At 71.6% G+C, this 11,810-nt stretch carries 14 protein-coding genes; all 14 read right to left on the bottom strand.

Annotated elements, in window-relative coordinates; all coding sequences use genetic code 11:
• Window positions 1–7: 7 nt before the first annotated feature.
• The 14 genes from ACFVS6_RS28880 to ACFVS6_RS28815 all read right to left on the bottom strand — a co-directional run bounded on the left by ACFVS6_RS28880 (window position 8) and on the right by ACFVS6_RS28815 (window position 11,801).
• Window positions 8–1,090 (bottom strand): alkene reductase, encoded by a 1,083-nt coding sequence (locus tag ACFVS6_RS28880; RefSeq protein ID WP_389708335.1) that lies wholly within the window; start codon window positions 1,088–1,090, stop codon window positions 8–10.
• A gap of 68 nt (window positions 1,091–1,158) precedes the next feature.
• Window positions 1,159–2,103 carry a pseudouridine-5'-phosphate glycosidase gene (locus tag ACFVS6_RS28875; protein WP_389708333.1) on the bottom strand — a complete coding sequence of 315 codons (945 nt, stop codon included), beginning with the start codon at window positions 2,101–2,103 and terminating at the stop codon, window positions 1,159–1,161.
• A gap of 10 nt (window positions 2,104–2,113) precedes the next feature.
• Entirely contained in the window at window positions 2,114–2,347 is a 234-nt protein-coding gene (locus tag ACFVS6_RS28870; protein ID WP_389708331.1) for a tautomerase family protein, read from the bottom strand.
• A gap of 138 nt (window positions 2,348–2,485) precedes the next feature.
• Window positions 2,486–3,421, bottom strand: coding sequence for an EamA family transporter (locus tag ACFVS6_RS28865; RefSeq protein ID WP_389708329.1), 936 nt, complete (start codon window positions 3,419–3,421; stop codon window positions 2,486–2,488).
• Window positions 3,418–4,086: a uracil phosphoribosyltransferase gene (gene upp, locus ACFVS6_RS28860; RefSeq protein WP_389708327.1), complete on the bottom strand. Its 669-nt coding sequence runs from the start codon at window positions 4,084–4,086 to the stop codon at window positions 3,418–3,420. Before upp ends, ACFVS6_RS28865 begins: the two co-directional genes overlap by 4 nt.
• A gap of 110 nt (window positions 4,087–4,196) precedes the next feature.
• Entirely contained in the window at window positions 4,197–4,883 is a 687-nt protein-coding gene (locus tag ACFVS6_RS28855; RefSeq protein WP_389708325.1) for a phosphoribosylanthranilate isomerase, read from the bottom strand.
• A gap of 146 nt (window positions 4,884–5,029) precedes the next feature.
• Window positions 5,030–5,986, bottom strand: coding sequence for an alpha/beta hydrolase (locus ACFVS6_RS28850; RefSeq protein ID WP_389708323.1), 957 nt, complete (start codon window positions 5,984–5,986; stop codon window positions 5,030–5,032).
• Window positions 5,987–6,030: 44 nt separating this feature from the next.
• On the bottom strand, window positions 6,031–6,198 hold the full coding sequence (locus tag ACFVS6_RS28845; protein WP_389708321.1) for a hypothetical protein: 168 nt from the start codon (window positions 6,196–6,198) through the stop codon (window positions 6,031–6,033).
• Window positions 6,199–6,205: 7 nt separating this feature from the next.
• A complete protein-coding gene (locus ACFVS6_RS28840; protein WP_389708319.1) occupies window positions 6,206–6,703 on the bottom strand; it encodes a nuclear transport factor 2 family protein in 498 nt (165 codons plus the stop codon).
• 80 nt (window positions 6,704–6,783) lie between these two features.
• A complete protein-coding gene (locus tag ACFVS6_RS28835) occupies window positions 6,784–7,749 on the bottom strand; it encodes a Gfo/Idh/MocA family protein (RefSeq protein WP_389708317.1) in 966 nt (321 codons plus the stop codon).
• Window positions 7,749–9,158, bottom strand: coding sequence for an NDP-hexose 2,3-dehydratase family protein (locus ACFVS6_RS28830; RefSeq protein ID WP_389708315.1), 1,410 nt, complete (start codon window positions 9,156–9,158; stop codon window positions 7,749–7,751). The genes ACFVS6_RS28835 and ACFVS6_RS28830 overlap by 1 nt, the downstream gene beginning before the upstream one ends.
• Window positions 9,155–10,459, bottom strand: a complete 1,305-nt coding sequence (gene rfbH, locus ACFVS6_RS28825) for a lipopolysaccharide biosynthesis protein RfbH (RefSeq protein ID WP_388904102.1) — start codon at window positions 10,457–10,459, stop codon at window positions 9,155–9,157. The genes ACFVS6_RS28830 and rfbH overlap by 4 nt, the downstream gene beginning before the upstream one ends.
• Window positions 10,456–11,466 (bottom strand): dTDP-glucose 4,6-dehydratase, encoded by a 1,011-nt coding sequence (rfbB, locus tag ACFVS6_RS28820; RefSeq protein WP_389708313.1) that lies wholly within the window; start codon window positions 11,464–11,466, stop codon window positions 10,456–10,458. Before rfbB ends, rfbH begins: the two co-directional genes overlap by 4 nt.
• A gap of 98 nt (window positions 11,467–11,564) precedes the next feature.
• Window positions 11,565–11,801: an acyl-CoA carboxylase subunit epsilon gene (locus ACFVS6_RS28815; protein WP_389708311.1), complete on the bottom strand. Its 237-nt coding sequence runs from the start codon at window positions 11,799–11,801 to the stop codon at window positions 11,565–11,567.
• Window positions 11,802–11,810 lie beyond the last annotated feature (9 nt).

Raw genomic sequence — 11,810 nt, 5'->3', positions numbered from 1 at the left:
GAGTCGCTCACGCCGCGCCGGCCGCGGCGTGCGTCGGGTAGTCGGTGTAGCCGGTGTGGTCGCCGCCGTACCACTTGGTCGTGTCGTCCTGGGCCAGCGGGGCGTCGGTGCGCAGGCGCTCGACGAGGTCCGGGTTGGCGATGAAGGCCGAGCCGAAGGCGATGGCGCAGCCGACGCCGGTCTCCAGCGCCTCGGTGGCGATGGCCTTGGAGACCGCGACGCCGTTCTCCGGGTGCGGGCACAGGATGATCGTGCCGGTCCACTGGGCGCGCAGGGCCGCGGTGTGGTCGCGGTCGCCGCCCTCCAGGAGGTGGATGAAGGCGATGGGCGGCAGGGCCGCGACGAGCGCCTCGTAGATGGCGCGGGTGTCGCCCTCGACGATGTCGTTGTACGGGTTGGCCGGCGAGATGCGCACGCCGACGCGGTCGGCGCCGATGCGCTCGGAGACCGCCTCGATCACCTCGATCGCGAAGCGGATGCGGTTCTCGATCGGGCCGCCGTACTGGTCGGTGCGCCGGTTCGAGTTCTCCGCCAGGAACTGGTGGAGCAGGAAGCCGTTGCCCGCGTGGACCTCGACCCCGTCGAAGCCGGCCTCGATCGCGTTCTGCGCGGCGTCGGCGAACTCCTTGACGACCTCGGCGATCTCCTCGACCGTCAGCTCCCGCGGCTGCGGGTAGTCCAGCGGGCCCGCGGGACCGTAGGCCTGGCCGGCCGCGGTGACGGCGGAGGGGGCGACGGACTGGTGGCCGCTCGGGTAGAGGTCGGGGTGGCCGATGCGGCCCGCGTGCATGAGCTGCGCGACGATCTTGCCGCCGGCCGCGTGCACCGCCTCGGTGACGGGCTTCCAGGACTCGACCTGGGCCTCGGAGTGCAGGCCCGGGCTGTTGCCGAAGCCCTGGCCGACGACGCTGGGCTGGACGCCCTCACTGATGATGAGGCCGGCGCCGGCCCGCTGGCCGTAGTAGGTGGCCATCAGATCGGTGGCCAGGCCTTCGGCGGTGGCGCGGTTGCGGGACATGGGTGCCATGACCACTCGGTTGCTCAGGGCCAGCTTCCCCAGAGTGACCGGCTCGAACAGCTTCTCGGACATGTGACTCTCCAGATTCGGGTCAACGCGTGGTACGGAGTGGAGCGGGAACGCCGGAAGGGCGCGGCGGATCAGCCGCCCGCGCGCTCGGCGAGGTGGCGGGAGTGCGCGACGGCGAGGCGGCCCGCCGCTTCGGCACAGGTGGCGAGGACGGCCATGTTGGCGCGGGCGGAACGGCCGTCGGTGGCGGCGTCGACGGCGCGCATCAGGTACTTGGTGATGCCCTGGCCGGAGACCCCGTCGCGGGTGGCCTCGGCGACGGCGGCCCGGATGGCCGTGTCGACCTCGACCGAGTCGATGGCGTCCTCCTCACGGACCGGGGTCGTGATGAGGAAGGAGCTGTTGTTGCCGAGCGCCCAGTGGGCCTCGATGGCGCGGGCGATCTGGTCCTCGTCGTCCAGGCGGTGGGGCGCCCGGTGGCCGCTCGTACGGCAGTAGAAGGCGGGGAAGTCGTCCGAGCGGTAGGCGACGACGGGGACGCACTGCGTCTCCAGGTACTCCAGCGTCAGGCCGAGGTCGAGAATCATCTTCGCGCCCGCGCAGACGACGGCGACCTTGGAGCGGGTGAACTGGATGAGGTCCGATGAGACGTCCCAGGTCTCCTGGGCGCCCCGGTGCACACCGCCGATGCCGGCGGACGAGAAGAAGGGGATCCCCGCGAGCTCGGCCGCCACGACGGAGGTCGCCACCGTGGTGGCGCCCAGGCCGCCCTGCGCGAGGACGACGGGCATGTCCCGGCTGGACACCTTGGGGATGCCCGGCAGGGAGGCGAACCGCTCGACGTCGGACTCCGACATGCCGACCCGGATCTCGCCGGCCTCGATGCAGATCGTCGCCGGCACGGCGCCACCGGCCCGTACGGCGTCCTCCACCTTGCGGGCGGTGGCCGCGTTGTCCGGGTAGGGCAGGCCGTGCGTGATGACGTTGCTCTCCAGGGCGACGACGGCCCGGCCTTCGTGGAGGGCCTCGCGGACCTCCTCGGTGTAGACGACGGGGATGCCGCTGCTTGCGCTCATCGGGGCTCTCTCAACTCTCGTTCCAGTAGCCGGGCGCCTTGAGGAGCAGATCCCGGCGGGCCGCTATCTCGTCGAGGACCTGGATGTCCCAGTCCTCCGGTGTGACCGGCTCCAGGGAGATCGAGACGGTGTCCTCGCCGGTGGCGAAGGTGCGCGTCACGGCGGCGGTGACCGCCTCGTCGATCTCCCTGAGCTGCTCGGCCGTGAAGTTCCTCGGGTAGTGCCTGACGTGGATGTGGGGCACGGACTCGGTCCTCTCACGGGTCGTCGTGGGGTGGGAGGCACACCGCGGACGGGGGAGGCCGCGGTGTGCCGACCACCACTCCGCGTCCGACCCGGGGGGCAGGCCGGCGTGGAGCTCGGGGGCGGGAAAGCAGGCCGGTCAGGCCTGTACGGATTCCCGCGGGTTGGTCGGGGTGGGCTCGGTGTCCGGCTCGGACTTCGGCTCCGGCTTCTTCCCGCCGCCCCGGGGTTGGGCCAGGATGACGGCCGCGACCACGGTCAGGGCGCCGGCGATCTGGAGCGGCGACAGCGCCTGGTCGAGGACGAAGTAGCCGAGCAGGGTGGCCGCCAGGGGCGAGGCGAAGCTCAGGAACGAGACGGCCAGCGCCGGGAGGCGCTGCACGCCGCGGAACCAGATCGCGTAGGCGAACAGGGCCCCGATGATGCCGAGGTAGGCGAAGCCCCAGAGGTTCTCGGCGGTGATCTCGTCGGGCAGTCCCTCACCGATCAGGGCGATCGGGAGCAGGACCAGACCGCCGACGGTCAGCTGCCAGCCCGTGAAGGGGAGCAGGCCGACGCCCTCGGGGCGACCCCAGCGCTTGGTGAGCACGATGCCGGAGGCCATGCTGACGGCGCCCAGCAGGCCCGCCACGACACCCGTCGTGTTGAGTCCGGCGTTCGGCTGGAGGACGAGCAGGGCCACGCCGGCCGCGCCGAGCGCACAGGCGGCCACGTGGACCGGCTTGATCTTGTCCTTCAGCAGGAGCGCGCCCAGCAGCAGCACCAGCATCGGCTGGATGGACATCACCAGGGCCGCGACGCCGCCGGGCAGGTTGTAGGCCGCCAGGAACAGGAGGTAGAAGAAGGCGCCGATGTTCAGGACGCCCAGGACCAGGGCGCGCCACCACCAGATGCCGCGCGGCAGGGTCCGTCCGATCAGCACCAGGATCAGGCCCGCGGGCAGGGCCCGCAGCAGCGACGCCAGCAGCGGCCGGTCGGGCGGCAGGAACTCGGTGGTGACCAGGTAGGTCGAACCCCAGATTGCCGGCGCCAGCGCGGTGAGCGCGGAGTCCGTCAGCGTGCGGCTGCTCCTCATCGGACCACGGCCGAGTCGGTCGTGCCGAAGTAGCGGTCGCCGAAGTCGCCGATGCCCGGGATCATGAACGCGTTCTCGTTCAGGCGCTGTTCGACCGAGGAGGTGACGATCTTGACGGCCGGGTGCACGCGGTGCACGGCCTCGATCCCCTCGGGCGCGGCGATGAAGTTGACGAAGACGATGTTCTCCTCGCGCACGCCCGCCTCCAGCAGCACCTCGATGGCCGCGTTGGCGCTGCCGCCGGTGGCGAGCATCGGCTCCAGGAGCAGGATGTGCCGGTCGGCGATGTCGTCCGGGAGGTTCTTGTAGAAGAGGTGCGGGAGCTTGGTGGTCTTGTCCCGCTGGATGAGGATCTTGCCGACGCGGACGTCGGGCACGACGGTGCGCAGTTCGTCCAGCATGGAGTCGCCGGCCCGGATCACGGGCACCGCGCACAGCTTCGCGGCGAACTTCAGTCCGTCGTAGGTCTCGCCGACCGGCGTGGTGGCCTCGTGCTTGTCGAACGGCAGCTGGTCGAGCGCCGATTCCAGGAGGAGGCGGATGATGCGCCGGGAGTAGAACACGAAGTCCGCGCGGGACGCACCGCGGTCGCGGATGATCGTGTGCATGGCCCGCAGCTGGTTGGTCTGCGGCAGCGGGTGGACGTTGTGGTGGCCGGTCGCCATGAGAACCTGCTTCTCGTCGGTCGGTGGAGACGGGCTGCGGCCCGGCCCGGGGGCCCCGCGAAGGGCCCCCCGGGCCGCCACAGCCACGTGGTGGGGAGGTGCCGCCGGGATCAGGAAGCGATCTCGGCGAAGGCGCGGCGCGACTCGGCCACGAACTTCGCGACCTTCGCCCGGTCCTTGCGGCCGTCGGGGCCCTCCAGGAGGCTGTGGGCGTCGACCGCGGCGGGCTTGACGAAGCGGATCGCGTCGGCGACGTTCTCCGGGCTCAGACCGCCGGCCATCATCAGCGGCTTGGGCGAGCGGCGGACGAGCTCCGCGCTGACGTTCCAGTCGTGGGTGAGGCCGGTGGCGCCCTTGGCACCCGTGGCCGGGTTGAAGGTGTCGGTGATGAACATGTCCACCCACTCGGCGACGTCGTCGACGAGCTGGAGCAGCTCCTCGGCGTTGTCCTCCTTCACGACCAGGCTCTTGAGCACGTACAGGTCGGGGCGGTTGGCCTTGAGCTTGCGCAGCTGCTCCGGCTCCACGTCACCGTGGAGCTGGACGGCCTTGACACCGAGCTGGGTGGTGAACGCGCTGATCTCGTCCGCGTCCGTCAGGTAGCTGATGAGGACGCCCTCCTGAGGGGCGACCAGACCGGCGATGATCTCCGTGGCCGCGGCCTCGGATATGTCGTCCTTGCCCGACGGGAGGCGGAGCGGGAAACCGAACCAGTCGACGCCCTCCTCGGCCAGCAGCTTGGCCTCTTCGGCGTCGATGATTCCGGCGACCTGCACCAGGTCCTTCACGTCACTCATGTGTGTTCCTTTTCGGGATGAATCATTCTGAATCAAGCGGGTACCGGCAGAACGAGTGGACGTGTCCCTGTGATGACGGATTTCGTTACACGTCACGGGATGCTCACGAAAAGCCTCTTAGGTACTGATCCACGGGTCAACGGGCTTTATGTCAGATCCACGTCAACCTTTTTCAGGTCCGGGTCAGGGCCCGTCAGAACCGGGGCGCGGACGACGTTCCGGGCCAACAGGCGCTCTTCCAGGAAGGACAGGACACGCAGGTGGTAGGCGCGGGCCGCCCAGCCCAGGCTGATGTTGTGGCCGGCGTCGGGCTGACGGACCACCTCAGTGGACGCCATCGACAGCGGAGCGAGTAATTCCTCCACCGCGTCCGGATCGTGTCTCCACCATTGCTCCTGCTCGGCGAAGGTGAAGCGGACGGGAACCCGGATCCGGGCCGCGACGGCGGGGTACGCGGCGGGCCACTCCAGGATCTCCCGGGCCTCCACCGCCGGTACGGGCCGCAGCAGTTCCTGCCCGAGCCGGAACGCGTCGGGCGGGTAGAACCGCAGCGCCCCCCAGTGCCGGCGCCACTGGACCCGACCGGCGGAGCCGGGCAGTGCCCCGGGTTCCACGGCCAGGCGCCGGGCGATCCCGGAGACGTCCACGCCGAGCAGCGGGCCGACAGCCGCGCCCGGTCCGCCCGCGCCGAGCGCGGCGGCGGTGGACAGGGCGAGGCGGCCGCCATTGGAGTGGGCGACGAGGAGCAGACCCGCGCCGGTGTCGTGCGCGCGGGCGAAGCCCTCCAGTGCGGCGAGCAGGGTCGTGGTCTGCCCCGCCAGGTCCTGCCCCTCGGGCAGGACCGCGGCCGAGGCCCCGTACCCGGGCCGGTCCACGGCCAGGACGGCGTACCCGAGCGAGGCGCCGAGTTCCAGCAGGGAGAGCCCGGGCCGGGCCCGGCTGTCGAAGTACCCCGCGCTCATCCCGGCGCCGTGCAGGGCGACCACCAGGGCCCGGGGCGCGCCGCCCGGGGGCAGCGCGAGCAGCCCGGACAGCGGGATGCCGCCCCCGTCGAGGGTGACGGCCCGGACGGCGGGCGCACCGGAATGCGGTGAGGGGGGCATGGCGAAGACCTCCTGGCGGGGCGAACGGGCGGAACGGGAGCGGGTCAGGGGCCGCGGCGCACGGACCGTCCGCGGGCCACGGCGAGTCCCCAGGCGGCCCGGCGGCGCAGGAGCGTGGTCATGGGCGGGGCGCACGGCCGCGCCGCCGGATTGGTTTCGCGTACGGGCTCCCGGGCGGGAACCCAGTAGCCGGCGATCTGCACGGCGTTCACCGGGTTCTCACAGCCGGGCTCCGGCGAACTCGGGCAGGCGGTCGCCGGAGTCCCACACGACGTGGTAGGCGATGCGGTTGAGCCGCCAGCCGGAGTCGGTCCGTACGGCGGCGGCCACGCAGTGGCCCCCGACGTCGAACCGCCGCGCGGAGCGGTCCCCGTCGTGGTGGACGTGGAAGGTGAGCTGTTGCGCGCGCAGGGTGGCCCGGTCACCGTCGAGGCCGATGGAGTGGTTGGAGGCGAGGTGGTGCGAGCGCGCCCAGCGCGCCCCCGCCTCCCGTTGGAAGGCGGTGAAGCCCTCGATCCCCTCGGACGTGCCGATCGGGAAGGCGAAGGTGACGTCCTCGGTGAACAGTTCGGCGAACCGGTCCCCGGCCGGCTCGGCCTCCCCGTACGTGTCGAGGGAGCTGACGTAGCGGTCGAACAGTGCGCGCAGGTCGGCGCGGTCGCGCAGGATCCGCACCTGCTCGCGCAGGTCCGCGATCTCGTCGTGGGTCGAAGGCATGGCCTCTCCGGTTGGGTTGGAGATCATGGGTCGGGGGCGCGGCGGACCGTGATCCGCCGCACCCCCGCTGGATGCGCGCCTCATACGACGCGCGCGCTCCGTTTGATGGCGTCGAGCAGTTCCGCCTGGCGCAGGAGGACCGGTTCCGGGCGGGCCCCGACGCGGATGTCCGTGACGAAGGCGGCGACGGAACGGAGCACCTGGTCGTCCGGGGCGAGGCCGATCTCCTCGACGCCGGTGGGGCGTTCGAGGCGGATCGTGGGCGGGTGCGCGGCGGGCGGGGTGAAGGCCCGCTCGACGGTCAGACGTCCCCGGCTGCCGGTGATCTCGTAGGCACTGCGGTAGCCGTGGTCGAGTCCGAACGACAGCTGCGCGGTGACCCCTTCGGGGGTACGGAGCAGGGCCGTGCCGGCCGTGTCGACGGACCGGCTGGGCACGCCGGCGACCAGGACGGCGCCCTCCGCCTCCAGCCGGTCCCCGAGGAAGTGCAGGGCCGCCCGGACCGGGTAGACCCCGGTGTCCCACAGGGCGCCGCCGCCGAGGGCGGCGTCGTAGCGGATGTCGGTGTCCGGGAGCCGGGGGATCGTGAACTCCGCCCGGAACGCGCGCAGTTCACCGATGGCTCCGCCGTGGACGAGGGACCGGACAGCAGCGTGCTGGGAGTGGTGGACGAACATCACGTTCTCCCGCAGCACCAGCGCGGCGGACCCGGCCAGGTCCAGCAGCCGGCGGGTCTCCGCGAGGTCGGTGGTGAGCGGCTTCTCCGCGAGGACGTGCTTGCCCGCGCGCAGCGCCGCCTCCACCCACTCGGCGTGCAGGGCCGCCGGAAGGGGGACGTACACGGCGTCGATGTCCGGGCGCGCCAGCAGCGCCCCGTACCCGGTGACGGCCTCGCAGCCCGCCTCATCGGCCGTCTCGCGGGCCCTGGCCGCGTCGCGGGCCGCGACCGCGACGAGTTCGATGCCGGACGCCGCCCGCAGGGCGGGCAGCATCCGGCGGCGTGCGATGTCGGCGCAGCCGATCACGCCGATGCGGACGGGGTCCATCAGAGCGTTACCGCCCCCGAGGTCAGGCAGGAGAGCAGGGTGCGCGCCTGCACGTTGACGTAGTGGTTGTGCCGCAGCAGCCCGGCGAGCTGCCCCGGGGTGACCCACAGGTAGCCCGGCGGGGCCTGGAGCGGGGCCTGGTCCTCGTCGGTGTCGAGGAAGAGGTAGCGGCTCTCCGCGTTCAGGAACCGGCCGCCCTCCTCGGAGTGCAGGGCCTCGTAGCGGATCCGCGCGGGGTCGGCGCCGAGGACCAGGTCGAGGAACGGCGGGCGCTCCTCCTTCGGCAGGTGCGCGTGGTTCGGCGGGGTGTACTGCACCGTCGGGCCGAGTTCCACCGTGTCGGCGAACCCGCCCTCGACGCGGGCGTGGACCAGTACGTGGGGCACGCCGTCGATCCGCCGGGTCAGGAAGGCGGTGACGCCCACCCCCGTCGGTTCGAACAGGGGCTGCGTCCAGCCCGAGACCTCGCGGCTGCCGGCCTGGACGCCGACCGCGACGACGCTGAAATAGCGCCCCTCCTCGTGGTCGATGGAGTCCTCGCCGCGCTTCCAACCGGGGATGTCCGCGAGCGGTACCGGCCGGGCGCTCACGTCGTGGCGGGAGCGTTCGGTGGTGAACCAGGACAGCAGCTCGGTGTCCGAGTGCAGGGCGAGGGCTTCGGTGTCCGGGAGCGGCGCGCAGGCCAGCACGGTGCGCGCGTCCATGTTGACCACGTTGTCCTGGCGCAGCAGCTCGCCGATCTCGCCGAGGGTCAGCCAGCGGAAGTCGTCGTGCTCGGGGACGTCGCCGACCGCCTCGACCAGCATGTTGCGGTTGCTCTTGCGGTAGAACCAGGAGCCGTGTTCGGACTGGAGGACGTCGGCGAGGACCCGGCCGCGGCCGGGTTGGGTGAAGTACTCGATGTAGCGGACGTCGGCGCCCTTGTGGGCCTTGGTGTAGTTGCTGCGGGTGGCCTGCACGGTGGGCGACAGCTGGAGCAGGTTGCGGTTGCCGGGCTCCATCTTGGCCTGCATCAGGAAGTGCGGGACGCCGTCGAACTCCTTGACCAGGATGCCGAGGATGCCGACCTCGGGCTGGCGGATGATCGGCTGGTGCCACGTGCGCTCGCGGCCGTCGGAGCCCGCGGTGACCCGCAGGCCCTCGACGGTGAAGAACTTCCCGCTGCGGTGGCCGAGGTTGCCGGTGTCCGGGTCGAAGGACCAGCCGTCCAGGTCGGCGAAGGCGATCCGGTCCACCCGGAAGCGGTGCGCCCGACGGCGCTCCTCGAGCCAGGCGTGGACGTCCGCGGCGTGCCGGACGGCGCCCCGCGCGGCGCCCGCCGAGCGGGCCAGCCGCAGCGGCAGCTCCTCGTCCACGCGGGCGACCAGCGCCGGGGCGGCGGTGGCCGCGGTGGTGGTGGGGCCGCTCACGCGTGGCCTCCCACGAACTCCTTGACGGAGGCGATGACGTAGTCGAGCATCTCGTCCGTCAGCGCCGGGTACACGCCGATCCAGAACGTCTGGTCGGTGATGATGTCGCTGTTGGTGAGGTCGCCGACGATGCGGTGCGGCTGGCCGATGTAGGCGGGGTGGCGGGTCAGGTTGCCCGCGAACAGGCGCCGCGTGCCGATCTTGCGGTCCTCCAGGAAGTCGACCAGGGCGGCCCGGCTGTAGGGCGCCTCGGGGTCAACCGTGATCGCGAACCCGAACCAGCTCGGGTCGCTGCGCGGGGTGGCCTCGGGGAGGATCAGGTGCGGTACGCCGTCGAGGCCGTCCCGCAGCCGGCGCCAGTTGCGGCGGCGGGCGTCGCAGAAGTCGTCGAGCTTGTCGAGCTGGGTCAGGCCGAGGGCCGCCTGGATGTCGGTGGCCTTCAGGTTGTAGCCGACGTGGGAGAAGATGTACTTGTGGTCGTAGCCCTCGGGGAGGGTGCCCATCTGGTACTTGAAGCGCTTGAGGCACTTGTTGGTCTCGCCCGGCTCGCACCAGCAGTCCCGGCCCCAGTCGCGCAGCGATTCGACGATCCGCGCGAGCGCCAGGTTCGAGGTCAGGACGCAGCCGCCCTCGCCCATCGTCAGGTGGTGGGCCGGGTAGAAGCTCACCGTCGTCATGTCGCCGAAGGTGCCGGTCAGCTTGCCGTCGTAGGTGGATCCGACGGCGTCGCAGTTGTCCTCGATCAGGAACAGGTCGTGGTCCTGGGCCAGCTGCGCGATCTCCGCGACCTCGAAGGGGTTGCCGAGCGCGTGCGCGATCATGATGGCGCGGGTCTTGGGGCCGATGGCCTGCGCGACCCGCTCGGCGGTCGTGTTGTAGGTGCCGAGCTCGACGTCGATGAAGACGGGGACGAGCCCGTTCTGGATGATCGGGTTCACGGTGGTCGGGAAGCCGGCGGCGACCGTGATGACCTCGTCGCCCCGCTTGAGGGCGCGGTCCTCCAGCAGGTGCGAGGTGAAGGCCGTCATGGCCAGCAGGTTCGCGGAGGAGCCGGAGTTGGCCAGGTGCGCCTTGCGGTGCCCCATCTTCCGGGCGAAGCGCGACTCGAACCGGCGGGAGCTGGGTCCGGCGGCGATCCGCATCTCCAGGGCCGCCTCGACCAGGGCCGCGCGGTCGCGCTCGTCCAGGACCGCGCCGGCGGGCCAGATCTCGGTGGTGCCGGGGACGAAGGGCCCCTGGTCCTGCGCGTCCTGATGGAACTTCGCGGTCTCGTCGAGGATGAGTCCCTTGTGGACGTTCATGACGTGGTTCCTTCCCGGCTCTGTCGGCCGAAGTCGTCGCTCTGGTGTTTCACGGCCTTCCACCAGCCGGGGTTGTCGCGGTACCACGCGACGGTGTCGGCCAGTCCCTGCTCGAACGAGACGCGCGGCGCGTACCCGAGCTCCTCGCGGATCTTCGTCTCGTCGAGGGCGTAGCGCAGGTCGTGCCCCTTGCGGTCGGCCACCCGGCGGACCGCGGAGGCGTCCGCGCCGCACAGGGCGAGGAGGCGTTCGGTGATGTGCAGGTTGGTCTGCTCGTTGCCCCCGCCGATGTTGTAGACCTCGCCGGCGCGACCCTTGTCGAGGACGAGGGCGATGGCCCGGCAGTGGTCGTCGACGTGCAGCCACTCGCGGATGTTGCGGCCGTCGCCGTACAGCGGGACCTGGAGGCCTTCGAGCAGGTTGGTGACGAACAGCGGGATCAGCTTCTCGGGATGCTGGTGGGGCCCGTAGTTGTTCGAGCACCGGGTGATCGACACGTCGAGGCCGTGCGTCTTCCAGTACGAGCGCGCGATCAGGTCGGAGGAGGCCTTCGACGCGGCGTACGGGGAGTTGGGCAGCAGCGGCCACTCCTCCGTCCAGGCTCCCTCGGCTATCGAGCCGTAGACCTCGTCGGTGGAAACGTGCACGACGCGCCGCACGCCGGTGGCCAGCGCCGCGTCGAGCAGGGTCTGCGTACCGCCGACGTTGGTGCGGACGAACTCGGCCGCGGAGTGCACCGACCGGTCGACGTGCGACTCGGCCGCGAAGTGGACGATCGCGTCGTGGCCGGGCAGCAGTTCGCGCAGCAGCGCCTCGTCGCAGATGTCGCCGCGGACGAAGTCCAGCCGGGGGTGCGCGGCCGGCAGGTTGTCCCGGTTGCCGGCGTAGGTGAGCTTGTCGAGGACGGTGATCCGGGTGTCGCCGTGGCCCTCGTATCCGCCGTCGAGCAGGGTCCGGACGAAGTGCGAGCCGATGAACCCGGCTCCGCCGGTGACCAGGAGCCTCATTCCGCCACCTCGATACGCGTCCGTCCGAGGGCCTCGAGGACGAGGTGTGCCATGTTCTTGTCTCCTTGCGGGGGAAGAAGGGGGGAAGGGCCGTGCCGTCAGGCGGAACGCGCCTCGCTCGAGTTGTCGCGCCAGGTGCGCGGGCCGAGGAAACCGCGCACCCGGTCGGGCCGGCGCCAGACGGCCAGGGCCGGGCCACTGCCGGCCGTTCCACCGTGTTGGCCCTCGGAGGCGGCCGCCCGGGCGAGGACGACCGCGGTCAGCGCCGCCAGTTCCTCGGCGTCGGGGTGCCCCTTCACCACGCGGATCAGGTGTCCCGGCTGCTGCGTGTCCATGGGGTTCTC

The sequence above is a fragment of the Streptomyces sp. NPDC057939 genome, from assembly GCF_042887545.1.
Lineage (GTDB): Bacteria > Actinomycetota > Actinomycetes > Streptomycetales > Streptomycetaceae > Streptomyces.
The sequence above is the reverse complement of the archived record's forward strand: the minus strand, read 5'-3'. Positions and strand labels throughout refer to the sequence as shown.

Coding starts and splice junctions, on each gene's coding strand:
- ACFVS6_RS28840 (WP_389708319.1), bottom strand. CDS start 6,703: ATGCCTTCGACCCACGACGAGATCGCGGACCTGCGCGAGCAGGTGCGG.
- ACFVS6_RS28835 (WP_389708317.1), bottom strand. CDS start 7,749: ATGGACCCCGTCCGCATCGGCGTGATCGGCTGCGCCGACATCGCACGC.
- rfbH (WP_388904102.1), bottom strand. CDS start 10,459: ATGAACGTCCACAAGGGACTCATCCTCGACGAGACCGCGAAGTTCCAT.
- ACFVS6_RS28875 (WP_389708333.1), bottom strand. CDS start 2,103: ATGAGCGCAAGCAGCGGCATCCCCGTCGTCTACACCGAGGAGGTCCGC.
- upp (WP_389708327.1), bottom strand. CDS start 4,086: ATGGCGACCGGCCACCACAACGTCCACCCGCTGCCGCAGACCAACCAG.
- ACFVS6_RS28880 (WP_389708335.1), bottom strand. CDS start 1,090: ATGTCCGAGAAGCTGTTCGAGCCGGTCACTCTGGGGAAGCTGGCCCTG.
- ACFVS6_RS28865 (WP_389708329.1), bottom strand. CDS start 3,421: ATGAGGAGCAGCCGCACGCTGACGGACTCCGCGCTCACCGCGCTGGCG.
- ACFVS6_RS28855 (WP_389708325.1), bottom strand. CDS start 4,883: ATGAGTGACGTGAAGGACCTGGTGCAGGTCGCCGGAATCATCGACGCC.
- ACFVS6_RS28850 (WP_389708323.1), bottom strand. CDS start 5,986: ATGCCCCCCTCACCGCATTCCGGTGCGCCCGCCGTCCGGGCCGTCACC.
- ACFVS6_RS28815 (WP_389708311.1), bottom strand. CDS start 11,801: ATGGACACGCAGCAGCCGGGACACCTGATCCGCGTGGTGAAGGGGCAC.
- rfbB (WP_389708313.1), bottom strand. CDS start 11,466: ATGAGGCTCCTGGTCACCGGCGGAGCCGGGTTCATCGGCTCGCACTTC.